Origin of the sequence: Streptomyces sp. NRRL WC-3742, from assembly GCF_000720635.1 — a bacterium.
GTDB lineage: Bacteria > Actinomycetota > Actinomycetes > Streptomycetales > Streptomycetaceae > Kitasatospora.
Genome location: NZ_JOCF01000003.1, coordinates 72,256 through 87,204, shown reverse-complemented (window position 1 = coordinate 87,204; position 14,949 = coordinate 72,256). Strand labels below are relative to the sequence as shown.

Annotated in this window: 8 protein-coding genes and 1 pseudogene; 4 read left to right on the top strand and 5 right to left on the bottom strand. The window is 72.6% G+C overall.

Features of this window, described 5'->3' with window-relative positions; all coding sequences use genetic code 11:
* Together IH61_RS42405 and IH61_RS0102805 are read right to left on the bottom strand one after the other, a co-directional pair.
* Complete coding sequence (locus IH61_RS42405) at nt 1-1,677, bottom strand: caspase, EACC1-associated type (protein ID WP_078910777.1); 1,677 nt, start codon at nt 1,675-1,677, stop codon at nt 1-3.
* A 254-nt stretch (nt 1,678-1,931) separates the two neighbouring features.
* Nucleotides 1,932-3,071: a PucR family transcriptional regulator gene (locus IH61_RS0102805; protein WP_031064327.1), complete on the bottom strand. Its 1,140-nt coding sequence runs from the start codon at nt 3,069-3,071 to the stop codon at nt 1,932-1,934.
* An 87-nt stretch (nt 3,072-3,158) separates the two neighbouring features.
* Between IH61_RS0102805 and IH61_RS0102800 the strand changes: the two genes are divergently transcribed.
* Both IH61_RS0102800 and IH61_RS0102795 read left to right on the top strand, forming a co-directional pair.
* The gene (locus IH61_RS0102800; protein ID WP_031064325.1) at nt 3,159-4,220 is read left to right on the top strand and encodes a ferredoxin reductase; all 1,062 of its coding nucleotides are present in this window, start codon (nt 3,159-3,161) and stop codon (nt 4,218-4,220) included.
* 8 nt (nt 4,221-4,228) lie between these two features.
* A complete protein-coding gene (locus tag IH61_RS0102795; protein WP_031064323.1) occupies nt 4,229-5,347 on the top strand; it encodes a fatty acid desaturase family protein in 1,119 nt (372 codons plus the stop codon).
* A 58-nt stretch (nt 5,348-5,405) separates the two neighbouring features.
* Here IH61_RS0102795 and IH61_RS0102790 read toward each other — a convergent pair whose 3' ends face one another.
* Both IH61_RS0102790 and IH61_RS0102785 read right to left on the bottom strand, forming a co-directional pair.
* Complete coding sequence (locus IH61_RS0102790; RefSeq protein WP_031064319.1) at nt 5,406-6,896, bottom strand: APC family permease; 1,491 nt, start codon at nt 6,894-6,896, stop codon at nt 5,406-5,408.
* Between the two features lie 340 nt (nt 6,897-7,236).
* Nucleotides 7,237-10,299 (bottom strand): glycoside hydrolase family 2 TIM barrel-domain containing protein, encoded by a 3,063-nt coding sequence (locus IH61_RS0102785; protein WP_031064317.1) that lies wholly within the window; start codon nt 10,297-10,299, stop codon nt 7,237-7,239.
* Between the two features lie 172 nt (nt 10,300-10,471).
* Here IH61_RS0102785 and IH61_RS0102780 point away from each other — a divergent pair.
* A pseudogene (locus IH61_RS0102780) lies at nt 10,472-10,936 on the top strand (LuxR C-terminal-related transcriptional regulator); the annotation flags it as partial.
* Nucleotides 10,937-10,945: 9 nt separating this feature from the next.
* On the opposite strand, the gene IH61_RS0102775 reads toward IH61_RS0102780, so the two are convergent.
* Nucleotides 10,946-12,211, bottom strand: a complete 1,266-nt coding sequence (locus IH61_RS0102775) for a cation:proton antiporter (RefSeq protein WP_234326996.1) — start codon at nt 12,209-12,211, stop codon at nt 10,946-10,948.
* A 345-nt stretch (nt 12,212-12,556) separates the two neighbouring features.
* Between IH61_RS0102775 and IH61_RS0102770 the strand changes: the two genes are divergently transcribed.
* Complete coding sequence (locus IH61_RS0102770) at nt 12,557-14,746, top strand: glycoside hydrolase family 9 protein (protein ID WP_031064309.1); 2,190 nt, start codon at nt 12,557-12,559, stop codon at nt 14,744-14,746.
* The last annotated feature ends 203 nt before the right edge of the window (nt 14,747-14,949 follow it).

The window sequence follows — 14,949 nt, the reverse complement described above, 5'->3', positions numbered from 1 at the left end:
TCAGCCCGTCCCGTACAGCGCGGCCGCGATGGCCGCGCGCATCTCGGCGGCGCTCTCGTACCGGTCCTGCGGTTCGCGTTCCAGGGCCCTCAGGATCACCGCCTCGTACGCGGCGGGCAGCTCCGGGGTGAGTTCGCTCGGCGGGACGACGGTCCCCTCCAGGACTCGGGCGAAGACCTCGTAGACGGTCGTTCCCGTGAACGGCTTCTCCCCGGTGCACAGTTCGTAGAACGTGACCCCGGCCTGGTAGATGTCGGTGGCCGCGGTGGGCTCCGCACCGGCGTAGATCTCGGGCGGCATGTAGGCGGGGGTGCCCACCACCGTCCCCTCCTCGTAGAGGGAGATCTCCCCCTGGAAGTGGGAGATCCCGAAGTCGAGGATCTTGACCGTGCCGTCCGGCGTCAGCATGAGGTTGTGGGGCTTGATGTCGCAGTGGATCACCCCGGCCCGGTGGGCGGCGTCGAGCCCCGCCAGCACGTCGTGGACGGCCTCCGCCGCTTCGTCCGGCGACAGCTTCCCGTCCCCGGCCAGGTCCGAGAGCGGCGCCCCGGAGACGTACTCCATGACGATGAACCGCCCGGCCTCGCCTTCCCCCACGTCGTAGATCGCGGCCACGTTCGGGTGGTTGAGCGCCGCGACCGCCCGGGCCTCCGTCCAGAAGAACCGCTGCTCGAACGGTTCCTCGTCCCCGCGCGGTTTGATCATCTTCACCGCGACCATCCGGCTCAGGAAGCGGTCGAAGGCCAGCTTGACCTCGCCCATGCCGCCCTGGCCGATCAGCGAGACGGTCTCGTAGCGCTTCCCGGTCGCCTCCGGCGCCTGGTGCACGCCGGTCGTCCTCTGCCCCGCGTAGCTCCAGCCGCCCACGGGCCGCTGGAGCCGACGCTCCGCCAGCGCCCGCAGGTGCGCGCCCGGGGCGGGGCGCGGCGCGGCCTCGGGCGCGCTGGGCCGGAACGCCGGGTTACGGGCGATGACCAGGGCGCCCGAGGTGTCGGTGCCCGTACGGTCCGGGGTCGGCCGGCCCTTCTCGGCCAGGGCTGCCTTGACCTGGGAGTACGCGGTGTCGACGGTGATCTCGGCCTGCCCGCCCGCGATGCCGTGGACGAGCACCCGCAGCAGCTCACCCGTGAACGCCGTGTACGGCTCGCCGACCGGGGCGAGCGCGGGCAGGTCGTGGCGGGCGGAGCTGATGACCACCGCTCCCGCCGTCGCCACCTGGGCGCGCAGCGCGTCGGCCTCGTCGGCCATCAGCCCGTGGGCCTGCCCGCTGAAGCAGCTGTCGAGGATGACGACCCGGCGCTCCGCCCGGGTCTGGGTGAGCGCGGACCGCAGCCAGGTGTACGGCATGCAGGTCCACGGCTCGTTCTGCCGGGAGCCGGCGAGCGAGATCGAGTACCGGAGCTCCTCGTCGAGGTGGCCGTGGCCGCCGTAGTAGACGAGCAGGGTGTCGGTGGCCTCGGCGGCGGCCCGCCGGACGGGGTCGATGAGGTCGAAGGTGTGGCGGGGGTCGGTGACGACCGTGCAGTGCGACGGGGGCAGGCCCCAGCCGAACCGCGAGGTGAAGAAGCCGGCCAGGCCCGCGAGGTTGTTCCGGACCGCCGGCAGGGGCGGCAGGTGGTCGTAGTAGGCGACCCCGGCCAGCACCACCCGGGAGGCTTCCGGACGAGGCAGCGGCATCCGCCGGTTACTCGCCTTCCGGCGCGAGCCGGCGCAGGTCCCGGCCCGACGACTCGCCGTCCACGCGTATGCGGTACTCCGGCACGCCCGTTCCTCCCCCTCGGTCGCAGCTCACCGCTGGTGTGAACTGACGTGCCGTCATTATGTCTTGTCACTCCATCACCGAAACGGATTCCGGGTGAAGCGCCGGGCGGGTGCCGAGCGAAGCGCCGGGCGAGTTCCGGGCGAGTTCCGGGCGAGCGCCGGGGAAGCCGTCAGCCGGCCCGGACACCGACCGCCAGCGTCAGTTCGAGAACCCGGTGCGGCGAGGCGAGATCCGGGAACAGCTCCCGCAGCTGTGCCATCCGGTACCGGACGGTCTGGGGATGGACGAACAGCGCCGCCGCCACCTCGTCCCGCCTGCCCTGGTGCAGCAGCCACGCCCGCAACGTCTCCTCCAGCCGCCGCGCGGTCGCGGCGGGCAGGGCCAGCAACGGTGCGAGGGCTCGGGCACGCAGGTCCGCGAACGCGTCCGCGTCGGCGCTCAGCACCAGCTCGGGCAGGTGGTCCTCGGTGTCGCGGATGTCGGAGGAGAGGGAGCGCGCGCGGACGGCCCGCGCGTACGAGGCGGACGCACGGGTCCACGGCCGGGCCGGGCCGACCACGGCGGTGCGGTCGGTCAGCTGCCGCAGGAGGTGCGACCGGTCGGCGTCGGGGACGAGCAGCACACCGGTGGCGTCCGGCAGGTCGTCGAGAACGAGAGTGCCCGGGTCGAGCGCGCGGTAGGCGGGCCGGGCCTGGTCAGCGGGCAGCAGGACCGCGGTCAGCGAACCCGGGGGCTGCCACCCGGCCCGTTGCACGGAGGCCAGCAGCACGTCCGGACTCGCACCGGCGAGGAGGTCGCGGGCCAGGTGTTCCAGGTGGCGCTCCTGGGCCCTGCCCCGGGCGGCCAGTTCGTCGGCATGGCCCGCGGCGCTCGCGGCGGAGAGCTCGTCGATGTAGGCGAAGGTCAGCTCGGCGAACTTGGCGACCTCGGCGGCGGGCAGACCCGCGGGTACGGCACCCGCTGCCAGGCATCGCCAGGCCACGCGGGCGCCGACGCGGTAGGCGCTGAGCAGGGCGTCCATCGAACGGCCGTCGCGCACCTCGCCGCGGCCCAGCTCGTAGGCCGCGTCACCGGCGTCGCCACCCGTGGCGTTCCCGCTCGCGAGGTCCAGGTAGTGCCCCAGGGCGGTGCGGACGGCCCGGCGGATGGTGGAGCCCATGCGGCCCGACAGGGCGTTGGCGTAGGGAGGGACCTCGTCGATGATCGCCTCGACGACCTCGTCGGCGGTGGCCGCCAGCGCCGCCCGGAGCGCGGCGACCGTCGTCTCGTCCAGGACCAGTTCGCTGGCCCTCCGGATTGCATGGCTCACGTTCCTGTTCCCTACGAACAATTCGGCCGACCAGATTTACGTCCTACGGTCAGGACTTTACGCCCGGAGGCGCAGCAAGCTGGAGTCATGACGAGTGCAGCCCTCCGCAGCAGGGCATGGAAGCTGCTGGAGATGGTCACGACGCCGCTGCTGCCGTCGGACTACCTCGACCTGGTCAGCCCGCTGCGTGCGGGCGCCGACCTGCGTGGGCGCATCGAGGCCGTGCACCCCGAGACGGGTGACGCCGCGACCGTCGTGATCAGGCCGGGGCGGGGCTGGCGCGGCCACACGGCCGGTCAGTACGTGCGGATCGGGGTCGACGTCGACGGGGTGCGCCTGTGGCGTGCCTACTCCATCACCTCACCGACGAACCGCCGGGACGGCCGCATCACGATCACCGTGAAGGCGATCCCGGACGGCAAGGTCAGCAACCACCTGGTCCGCGGGGCGACACCGGGCACGATGATCCAGCTCGACCAGGCGACGGGTGACTTCGTCCTGCCGCGCGCCATGCCCGCCAAGGTGCTCTACCTGACGGCCGGCAGCGGCATCACGCCCGTCATGGGCATGCTGCGCGACACCGGGCTCGATGACGCCGTCATGGTCCACAGCGCACCGCAGCCGCAGGACGTGATCTTCCGCGACGACCTGCACGGCCTGGTCGCGGACACGAAGCTGCGCCTCACCGAGGTGCACACCGACACCGACGGCAGGCTCGACATCGCCCGTCTCGGCGAACTCGTGCCCGACTGGGCCGAGCGCGAGACCTGGGCGTGCGGGCCCGCGGGACTGCTCGACGCCGCCGAGGAGCACTGGGCCGAGCACGGCGTCCCGGAGCGCCTGCACACCGAACGCTTCCGCCCCCGCATCGTCGGCGGCGGCGACAACAGCGGAGGCGAGGTCACGTTCAGCACCACCGGCAGGACCGTCGACGCGGACGGCACCACGCCGTTGCTGGACGTCGGCGAGGAGGCCGGCGTGCTCATGCCCTCCGGGTGCCGCATGGGCATCTGCTTCGGCTGCGTCACGCCTCTCAAGGCGGGCGCCGTCCGCGACCTGCGCACCGGCGAGATCACCGAGGCCGAGCCGGGCGTCCTCATCCAGACCTGTGTGTCCGCCGCGGCGGGCCCCTGCGACATCGAACGGTAGAAGCGCCTTTGACCGCCATCGACCCCACCGCCCACCTGACCGCGGAGCAGATCGAGGAGCTCGGCCGCGAGCTGGACGCGATCCGCGACGAGGTGATCGCCGACCGCGGCGAGAAGGACGCCGCCTACATCCGCAAGGTCATCTCGGCGCAGCGCAAGCTGGAGCTGGCCAGCAGGGGCGTGCTGCTGTTCTCGATCTTCCCGCCCGCGTGGCTGCTCGGCACCGCCGGCCTGTCCGTGGCGAAGATCATGGACAACATGGAGATCGGCCACAACGTCCTGCACGGCCAGTGGGACTGGATGCGGGACCCGAAGATCCACTCCACCACCTGGGAGTGGGACCACGTCTCGCCGTCCGAGCAGTGGAAGCACTCGCACAACGAGCTGCACCACACGTACACCAACGTGATCGGCAAGGACAACGACCTCGGCTACGGCATCATGCGCGTCGACGAGGACCAGAAGTGGTACCCGTTCCACCTCGGCCAGCCGCTGTGGAACCTCGTCAACGCCTGCTTCTTCGAGTACGGCATCGCCGCGTACGACCTGGAGCTCGGCAAGAACCTGCGCAAGGACCGCCGCAGGACCCCGGAGTTCCGCGCGCGGGCCAGGGCCGTGGGCCGCAAGATTCGCAAGCAGGTGCTCAAGGACTACGTGATCCACCCGCTGCTGTCGGGCCCGTCGTTCCTCACCACGCTCGCCGCCACGTTCACCGCCAACCTGGTCCGCAACGTCTGGACCCACTCGGTGATCATGTGCGGGCACTTCCCCGAGGGCGTCCGGGTCTTCGAGCGCCGGTCGATCGACGGCGAGACGCGCGGCCAGTGGTACCTGCGCCAGATGATGGGCTCGGCGAACATCAGCGGCAGCCGGGCCATGCACTTCATGACCGGCAACCTGTCGCACCAGATCGAGCACCACCTGTTCCCGGACCTGCCGAGCAACCGGTACGCCGAGGTCGCGGTGAAGGTGCGCGCGCTGTTCGAGAAGTACGAGCTGGAGTACGTCACCGGGCCGCTGCCCAAGCAGGTGTTCTCCGCGTGGCGCAAGGTCTTCCGGCTCTCGCTGCCGAACAGGAAGCCCAAGGTCGAGGCGCCGGACCGCGAGCGGGACCTCGTCGCGGCCTGATCCCCGGCAGAGGTTCTCCCCGGCAGGGGTTCGAGTCCTTCGGCCGGCCCGTGGTCGCTCAGCCCTCCCGCTCCCGGGTGTTCTCGACCACCAGCCGTCCCATGAGCTCGTACCTGCGCGGGCTGCGGGCCCGCATCCACAGTGCGAACAGGACACCGCCGAGGAGGACGGCCCCGACGATCCACGGGATCAGCCGGAAGAACAGCGTCCTCGAGGCCGGACCGGCCGCCGTGTCCAGGTTCATCACCAGCAGCACGATGGCGGCGATCATGCCGAGCCCGCCGAGCAGCGGAGCGGTGAACGTGCGGAACCAGTGCCGGGTCTCGGGGTGGTGGCGGCGGAAGTAGGCGATCACCGCGAAGGAGCAGAGCGTCTGCACCACCAGCAGCGCCAGCGTGCCGAGGATCGCGGTGAGCGTGTACAGGCTCGCGTACGGGTCCTGCCCGGCGGCGCGGAACCCGCCGACGACGGCCAGCGCGATCAGGCTCTGGACGCCGGAGGCGACGTACGGCGAGCCGTGCCGGGGGTGGGTGCGCCCGAGCGCCGGGAGCAGGAAGCCCTCGCGGCCGAGCGCATACAGGTAGCGGGAGGCGCACTGGTGGAAGGCCATCCCGCAGGCGAAGGCGCTGGTGCACATCAGCCACTGGAAGGTGCTCACCGCCCAGGGGCCGAGGAGTCGGCGCGCGGGGGCGAGGAAGAGGTCGAGCGGGCTTGACCCGGCCGCGACGTCGACCGCCCCGGCGCCGTTGCCGGCCACCACCATCCAGGCCACGAAGGTGTAGAGCACGCCCAGCCCGACCACCACCGCCAGCGTCGCCCGGGGGATGATCCGCTTGGGGTTGCGGGACTCCTCGCCGTACATCGCCGTCGACTCGAAGCCGATCCACGACCAGAAGCAGGCGAACAGCCCGACCCCCGCGTTGACCCCGGAGAACGCCCCGGCCGGGTTCAGCGCGCCCGCCCGCAGGCCCCCGTCCCCGCCGCCGTGCACCAGCACCGCGCCGCCCCACAGCAGCAGCATCAGCACCTCGCCGACCAGGAACACCCCGAGGACCTTGGCGGCCACCTCCAGGTCGAAGTACGACAGGAGCGCCGTGACCGCCAGCATCGCCAGCGCGAAGACCTCCCACGGCCACTGCACCCCGAACTGCGACCGGGCGGTCTGCTGGGCGAAGTACGCGAAGATCCCCACCACCGACGCCTCGAACACCACGTACGCGAGCACTGCGAGCAGCCCCGAGGCCATGCCGGCCACCCGGCCCAGGCCGTACGAGACGAAGCCGTAGAAGGCCCCGGCCGTGGTGATGTGCCGGGCCATCGCCACGTACCCGACGGTGAAGACGGTCAGCACCAGGGTGACGAACACGAAGCCCGCCGGAGCGTGCAGGCCCGTACCGCCGCCGATGACCACCGGCAGGTTGCCGGTCATCGCCGTGATCGGCGCGGCGCTGGCCAGGGCCATGAACACGACCCCGACCAGGCCCACGGACCCGGCCTTCAGGGAGTGCACCCGGGGCGGGCCCTGGACGGTGGTGGACTGCTCGAGCATCGACGACTCCCCTCGGTCGGCTCCGCACACGCGGAGTAGGCCCAGTGTGGGGCGCGTCGGCGCCGCCGGGCGGGAAATGCCTGCGGTGCCCGGCTCCACCGAGTTGACGGCGCGTCGGTACGTCGGTCGCCGGGCCCCGCGCACGCGAGGTGCGGCCGGCCGGAGTGCCCGGCCGGCCGCACGCGGGGAGGGGCGGCGTAGAACCGGAATCGGCGTTCCGTCAAGACACTTGACCAGCCCGGTCATCGCCCGCGACCGCCGACCCGGCCGACGCTCACAGCCGGAACCCGAGGAGCCGAGGAGCCCCGCCACGCGGCGGTTTCTCTTGCCCGACGCGACTCTAAGGCCGGTGGAACGGCGTGAGGACGAGGGTGAACTCGGCGGTGCCGAGTTCGAGCCGGTGTTCCGGCAGGACGCCGGGGCCGCACGCGGCGCTGCCCAGGCCGTGGAGGGCGTGGTCAGTGTGCAGGTGGACCACCGGCCCCGGGGTCAGCTCCGTCCGGTGCCGGGCCTCGGCGAGCTGCCGGTCGGTCCAGCGGCGGGCGGAGAGGTGGAAGAGCTCCCCGCCCTGGATGCGGACACCCTCGGCACCCCCTGCCGCCCCGCCGCTGATCTCGGCCCACCGCACGTCCGCCCGGTTGCCGTTCTCCTGCGGTCGCACATAGGGCGTCTGCAACTGGTCGACCGTGGCACGGAAGCGCCCCACCCGGGTCGCGTGCCGCGAGTCGGGGTACGCCTCGCCCGGCCCCGCGCCGAACCACTCGACGAGAAGCGACCGGTCGGAGGGCAACTGCCAGTCGAGGCCGATCCTGGCCAGGGACCGCGATGCGCCGCGGCGTACCAGTTCCCGGAACTCCCCGGGCGGCAGGGCGGCGTCCACCAGGCTCTCGGCGGAGTCGTCCCGCCGCTCGGGCCAGTCGCCGACCGGCTCGGTGCGCACGCGCAGCCGCAGGCTCGTCCCGTCGCTGGTCCAGCGGTACGTCGTCAGGTAGCCGCAGCTGACGGCGGCGGCGGCGCTGCGGACCACGACGGTCAGGCCGTCGGCGCCGGGGGTGACGGAGACCGTGCGGTGCCGCAGCCGGTCCAGGCCGCGGTCCTTCCAGTAGGCGGCGTCCGGCTGGGGCCAGCCGCCGCGGTCGTTGTCGGTGGGCGCGCGCCACAGGTTCAGCCTCGGCCCCTGGAGGGGAAGTTCGCCGAGGCCGAGCAGGAGCCCGGTCGCGGGGTCGAAGCGGCCCGGGCCGAGCCGGATGTGCCCGCCCTCGGTGTGAGCGCTCACATAATTGTGAGCGCTCACAATCGGACCCTCCGAACGGCTTCGGTCCGGTGCGGAGCGCGGGAACTGGCCCCAGGCGACGAGGTGGCCCTCAGGAGCCCAGGCGGTGGCCTCGGCCAGCTCCGCCCGTACGGTGAGCCAGAGTTCGCCCGCCCCGTCCTCCCCCGGAGGCAGGTCGAGAGCGGGCAGCGGCAGCCGGCCGCGCTCCCCGGCGGCCAGCCCTGGCGTCGGCAGGTCGCCCCGGGCCAGCTCGGTGCCCTCGCGCTCCAGCGACCAGGTGAACCGCAGGTGGGACAGGTCCAGCACCTCGTAGCGGTTCTCCACGCTCAGCGTCCCGGGCTCCGGGCCGGGGCCGATGCGGACGGGCTCGTTGACCTTGGCGTACTCCAGCAGCCCGGGAGAGGGGACGCGGTCGGGGAAGACCAGGCCGTCGCAGATGAAGTTGCCGTCGTGCAGGTCCTCGCCGAAGTCGCCGCCGTAGCCGAAGAATTCGCGCCCGTCGGCGCCGTGGATGCGAAGCCCCTGGTCGATCCACTCCCACACCCAGCCGCCCTGCACCCGCGGGTGCTCGTCGCACAGCCGCTCGTACTCGGCGAGGGCGCCCGGGCCGTTGCCCATCGCGTGGGCGAACTCGGTGAGCAGGTACGGCTTGCGGTTGCGCGGGTCGTCCGCCGGGTCCCCGGAGCCGGCCCGCGCGGGGTACGACATCTCGCCCGGAAGCAGCTCCCCCCGGCCGATGCGCGCCACGGCCGCGGGCGGGCGGTACATCTCGCCGAACACGTCGGTGTACTCGGCGAGCCGGTCGCCCTCGTAGTGGAGCGGGCGTGAGGGGTCGCGCCGGTGGACCCAGTCGGCCATCGCCCGCAGGTTCCGGCCGTCCCCGGCCTCGTTGCCCAGCGACCAGAGGATGATGCTCGGGCGGTTCTTGTCCCGCTCGACCGTGCGCTCGATGCGGTCCAGGCAGGCGCCGAGCCAGCGGGGGTCGTCGCAGGGGTTGCGCTGCCAGCGCTCCTGGTCGGCCCACTCGAACCCGTGGGTCTCCAGGTCGCATTCGAGCGCGACGTACAACCCGAGCTCGTCGCACAGGTCGAGGAAGGCGGGGTGCGGCGGGTAGTGGGAGGTGCGGACGGAGTTGATGTTGTGCCGCTTCATCAGCTCCACGTCGCGGCGCATGCTCTCCGGGGAGAGGGCGCGGCCGTGGTCGGGGTCGAACTCGTGCCGGTTGACCCCGCGCAGCACGACGCGCCGCCCGTTGACCCGGAGCACTCCGTCCTCGTCGACGGCGACGGTACGGAACCCGAACCTGATCCGGACGCGTTCGGTCGCGGTGGACAGCTCGGCCTCGTACAGGTGCGGGTCCTCCGCGCTCCACGGCCGTACCTCCGGCACCCGGAACTCGCCCTCGAGCGGCTCTCCGTCGATCCCGAGGGCGGGCACGGTGATCCTCACGGGCGCGTCCGCATCCGCGCTCACCCGCAGGACGCCCGCCCCGGTGGCCGCGTCGTAGTCGGCCCGGACGAAGGCGTCCCGGAGGCCGCCGACCGGGCGGGCCAGCAACCGGACGTCGCGGAAGATGCCCGACAGGCGCCAGGTGTCCTGGTCCTCCAGGTACGTGCCGGCGGAGAACTGGTGCACCCGCACGGCCAGGACGTTGCGGCCCTGCCGCAACGCGGCGCTCACGTCGAACTCGACCGGCAGGCGGCTGCCGTAGGTCACCCCCAGCTCCGTGCCGTTCAGCCAGACCCGGGCGCAGGAGTCCACGCCCTCGAACCGCACCACGGCCGGCACGCCGTCCCAGGACTCGGGCAGGTCGAAGACCCGGCGGTAGTCCCCGGTCTCGTTCTCGTCCGGGACGAACGGCGGGTCCACGGGGATGGGGTAGGCGATGTTGACGTAGATCGGCCGGCCGTGGCCGTTCAGCTGCCAGTGCGAGGGAACGGGCAGGGCGCCCCAGGATCCGTCGTCGAACTCCGGGTCCTGGAAGCCGTCCGGTTCGCTGCGCAGCGTCGGCGAGAACCGGAACGCCCACTGCCCGTTGAGATCGATCACAGGAGCGTCGGAGTCCAGGACCGCGCGCGGGGCGAGCCCGCCACGGCCGGTCGCGAAGTCCTCGAAGTAGCGTGCCGACATGCGGAATTCCTCCGGAGGGTCTCGGCTTTTGCGCGCGACCGTACTATCGAAGACTTCTTGCGGGAAGTGCCGCCCTGCCGCCTCCAGCCGGTGCCCCCGTGCGCGCCGGGGTCGGCGGGCACGGGATCACGGGGCGGTACGGCAGGAGTTCGGCACGGCGCGGAGGACGCATCCGGTGGTGGCGATGCTGACCACCTTCGACACGGACGAGTACATCCTGACGGCGCTGAACTCCGGTGCCGCCGGTTTCCTGCTCAAGGACACCGAGCCCGAGCAACTCGCCCCGCCGGTGCGCACCCTGGCTGCGGGCGGGGTCGTCCTGTCGCCGAAGGCATCGCGGAGCCTGCTGCGCGGCCACCCCGGGAGCGGGCCGGACATGGCCGACCCACAGGTCGCGCGGGTCGACCGGCTCAGCGACCGCGAGCGGGAGGTGCTGGTCCTGACCGCCGAGGGGCTGTCCAACGCCGACATCGGCGTACGCCTCCACCTGGGAACCGGCACGGTGAAGGACCACGTCAACGCGATCCTGGCCAAGCTGCGGATGGGCGGGCGGGTCCAGGCCGCGCTGCTCACCCAGCGCGCGGGCCTGCTCGCGGACGACGGCTCGCGGCGGTCGGCGGGCCCGGCCCGCCCGTAGTCCCCCCGCTCAGCCGCGCTGTGCGTCGGCCGGCGCCTGCTCCCGACGGGACCGGGGAGAACCGCGCAGCGCGCGGGCGATGGCCAGCGACCCGCCGCCGTGCAGCAGGATGCTGCCGAGGACGACCAGGACCATGGAGTCGAGCGCGCTGTTGGCGGCCGTCCCGTCCGGCAGGGCGTTGAAGGCGAGCAGGCCGAACACGATCGAGGTGGTGCCGCGCGGCCCGAGCGCGGCGACCATGAGCCGCTCGCGCCGGCCGAGCCGGGAGCCGAGGAGGGACAGCAGGACGGGCCCGATCCGCAGCACGGTGAGCGCCGCCGCGCACAGCAGCAGCACCTGCCAGTCGGGGCCGACGACGAACGTGAAGACCACCGCGTTGCCGAAGAAGAACCACATGACCATGGTCATCAGGGCGCTGGTGTCCTCGATCAGCTGGAACTCCGAGCCGCCCGGTTCGGCGGCGCCGTGGCGCTGCGGTGCCCGCCGGACGTACCGGAAGGCGACGCCGGCGACGAACGAGGCGACGAAGCCGTTGCCGTGCATCGCGGTGGTCGAGGTGTAGACCAGCAGCGGGACGACCAGCACGGTGATCCGCCCGGACTGGGCGGTCATCCAGTCGGCGCGCTGGGCGAGGTTCATCAGCCATGCGAGCAGGGCGCCGATCAGGGCGCCGGCCACCAGCGCCTTGAGCGCGAACGGCACGGTGGTGGCCAGCGCCTCCCCCGGCGTGCGCTTCTCGGTCGTCGAACCGGCCAGGACCAGCGCGAACAGGAAGAGCGGCGACACGATGCCGTCGTTGTAACCGCTCTCCACGTTGAGCACGCTGCGCACCCGGGCCGGGATGCGCCGGTCGCGGACCAGGATCTCGGCCGGGGCGAAGTCCGTCGGGATGACGATGCAGGCGATCAGCAGCAGCGCGGCGACCGGCAGTTCGGGCAGCAGCAGCCCGCCGAGCAGAACCGTCGCGCCGAGGCTCAGCGGCATGGCGACCAGCAGCACCCGGGCCGCCGCACCGGGGTCCCGGCCGAACAGCCGTCCCCCGCGCAGTTCGGTGGCGTCCACGAAGAGGAGGACGGCGAGGATGATCTCCGCCACGCGCTGGGCGATCTGGGAGTTCAGGGTAGCGGCGATCTCACTGTGCGTGAACAGGCCGGTGACCACGCCCGCGAGCACCAGCACCAGCGGCGCGCGGACGTGCCGGCGCTCCAGCCGTCCGGCGACGAGCGACCAGCCCGCCGCCACCGCGGTGATCACGATCAGAACAGGGATCAGCAAGGGAACTTCCGCTTCCGGACGACAACAGGATGGACACCCCGCCGCCCCGCTGGGCGATGGGGTGTCCGTGGGTCTTCAGTAGATGCCGGGCACGGCCCGGGCGGGCGCAGGCCGGCGGTTCGCCGCCGCGTGTCGCGGTCGGCCGTCCCCATCCCACCCCGCTGCCCACCCGTGGTCACTCCGCCGCCCGTCGGGAACACCCCTGCCAGGTGGTGGCCGAAGGCGGAATCCGTTCCGCCCGCGCATCTTGACGCGCCCTCCGGGGGCTGGCTTGATGGGGAAATGGGAGCGCTCCCACCCTGGACGCCCAGCTCCTGCCCACTCCCCCCGAAGGAAGACTCCCCCGTGCCTTCTGTCACCTCGCGCCGCGCCCGGCCGCGGCGCGTCGCCGCGTTACTGACCGGTCTCGCCCTGGCCGCGGGCGCTACCACCTCGGCCGCGTTCACGGCGGGCCCCGCCAACGCGGCCGCACCGGTCGCCGCAGCCGCACCGGTCGCCGCTGCCGCCGACTTCCCCGTCCGGGTCAACCAACTCGGCTACCTCCCCGACGGCCCCAAGCGGGCCACCGTGGTCAGCTCCGCCACCGCCCCGCTCGCCTGGCACCTGCGCGACGCCTCCGGCGCACAGGTCGCCTCGGGCACCACCGTCCCGTACGGCGCCGACCAGGCATCCGGCCAGTCCACGCACCTGGTGGACTTCGGCGCGTACACCGGCACCGGCACCGGTTTCACCCTGGTCGTCGGCGACCGGGCCAGCCACCCGTTCGACATCTCGGCAGCTCTGTACGACGGCCTCCGCGCCGACAGCATGTCGTTCTTCTACCAGCAGCGCAGCGGCATCGCGATCGACGCCGCCCTGGCAGGCAGCGCGTACGCCCGCCCGGCCGGCCATCTGGGCGTCGCGCCGAACAGGGGCGACACGAGCGTGCCCTGCCAGGCCGGGGTCTGCGACTACACCATGGACGTCCGCGGCGGCTGGTACGACGCCGGCGACCAGGGCAAGTACGTGGTCAACGGCGGGATCGCGACCTGGCAACTGGTCAACTCCTTCGAGCGGGCCCGCCGTTCGGGCGGGGACGCGGCGCTGGGCGATTCGACGCTGCGGGTCCCGGAGCGCGGCAACGGCGTGCCGGACGTACTGGACGAGGCCCGCTGGGAGCTGGAGTTCCTGATGCGGATGCAGGTCCCGGCCGACAGGCCGATGGCCGGGATGGCCTTTCACAAGGTTCACGACGCCCAGTGGACCGCCCTGCCGACCCGTCCCGAACTCGACCCCGAGCGACGCGAGTTGCACAAGCCTTCGACCGCGGCCACGCTGAACCTGGCCGCCACCGCCGCTCAGTGCGCTCGGGTGTACGCCCCGTACGACACCGCCTTCGCGTCCCGCTGCCTGGACTCGGCGCGCCGTGCCTGGGCGGCGGCCAAGGCCAATCCGGCCGTGCTCGCCCCGGCGACCGACAACACCGGCGGTGGCGCGTACGAGGACGCCGACGTCTCCGACGAGTTCTACTGGGCGGCGGCCGAACTCCTCGCCACCACCGGCGAGTCGCAGTACCGGGACGCCGTGACGTCCTCCCCGCACCACACCGGAGCCGTCGGCGCGTTCTGGTGGGGCGGCACCGCGACGCTCGGACGGATCACCCTTGCCACCGTCCCCGGCGTCGCCCTGCCCGCCGACGACCTCGCCCGGCTGCGCGGCCTGCTGACCTCCGCGGCCGACGGCTACCTCACCACCATGGCGGGCCAGGGCTATGCGGTGCCGATCCCCGCCGACGGCTACGTGTGGGGCTCCAACAGCTCGGTCCTCAACAACGCGACGACGATGGCCGTCGCGTACGAGCTGACCGGCCGACAGCGCTACCGCACGGGAGCCCTGGAGTCGCTGGACTACCTGCTGGGCCGCAACGCCCTGGACCACTCGTACGTCACCGGCTACGGCCCACGTGCCTCCGAGAACCAGCACCACCGGTTCTGGGCGCACCAGAACGATCCCTCGCTGCCGCACCCGCCGGCGGGCTCCCTGGCGGGCGGGCCGAACAAGGGACTGGAGGACCCGGTGGCGAAGGCGCAGCTGCCCGGCTGCGCACCGGCGGCGTGCTACGTGGACGACATCGGCTCGTACTCGACCAACGAGGTGGCGATCAACTGGAACGCCTCCCTGGCGTGGCTCGCGGCCTTCGCCGCCGAGCGGCCGTCGGTGCCGGTGCCGGTGCCGCCCACGGCGTCCTGCTCGGTGGCGTACAAGGTCGACAACGCCTGGAACAACGGGTTCACGGCGACGGTGACCGTGACCAACACCGGCACCTCCACCGTCCCCGGCTGGTCGCTCGGCTGGAGCTTCGCCGGTGACCAGCGGATCTCGAACGCGTGGAACGCGGCGGTGGCCCAGTCGGGCAGCACCGTCACCGCGCGGGACTCCGGCTGGAACGGCATGCTGGCGCCCGGAAGGAGTGCGAGCTTCGGCTTCCAGGCGACGTACTCCGCCGCCAACCCGACGCCGGCCGGCTTCACCCTGAACGGCGCCGGCTGCGCCTGAGCGCAGTCCTGCGGTCCATGGACATCGGATGTCCATGGACCGCGGTGGTCTGCTGCCGGTTCCTCAATCCTGCTCGTGACAGCGCCTGTTGAGCCGATCCGTGCGCCCTGGCTCGACGCCGTGACCCGCGCGTCTGGGTTCTGGACATGGGATGTCCGTGGAAGGGCGAACGTGCTATCTCTAGGGGTGCACGCTGTCGGCGG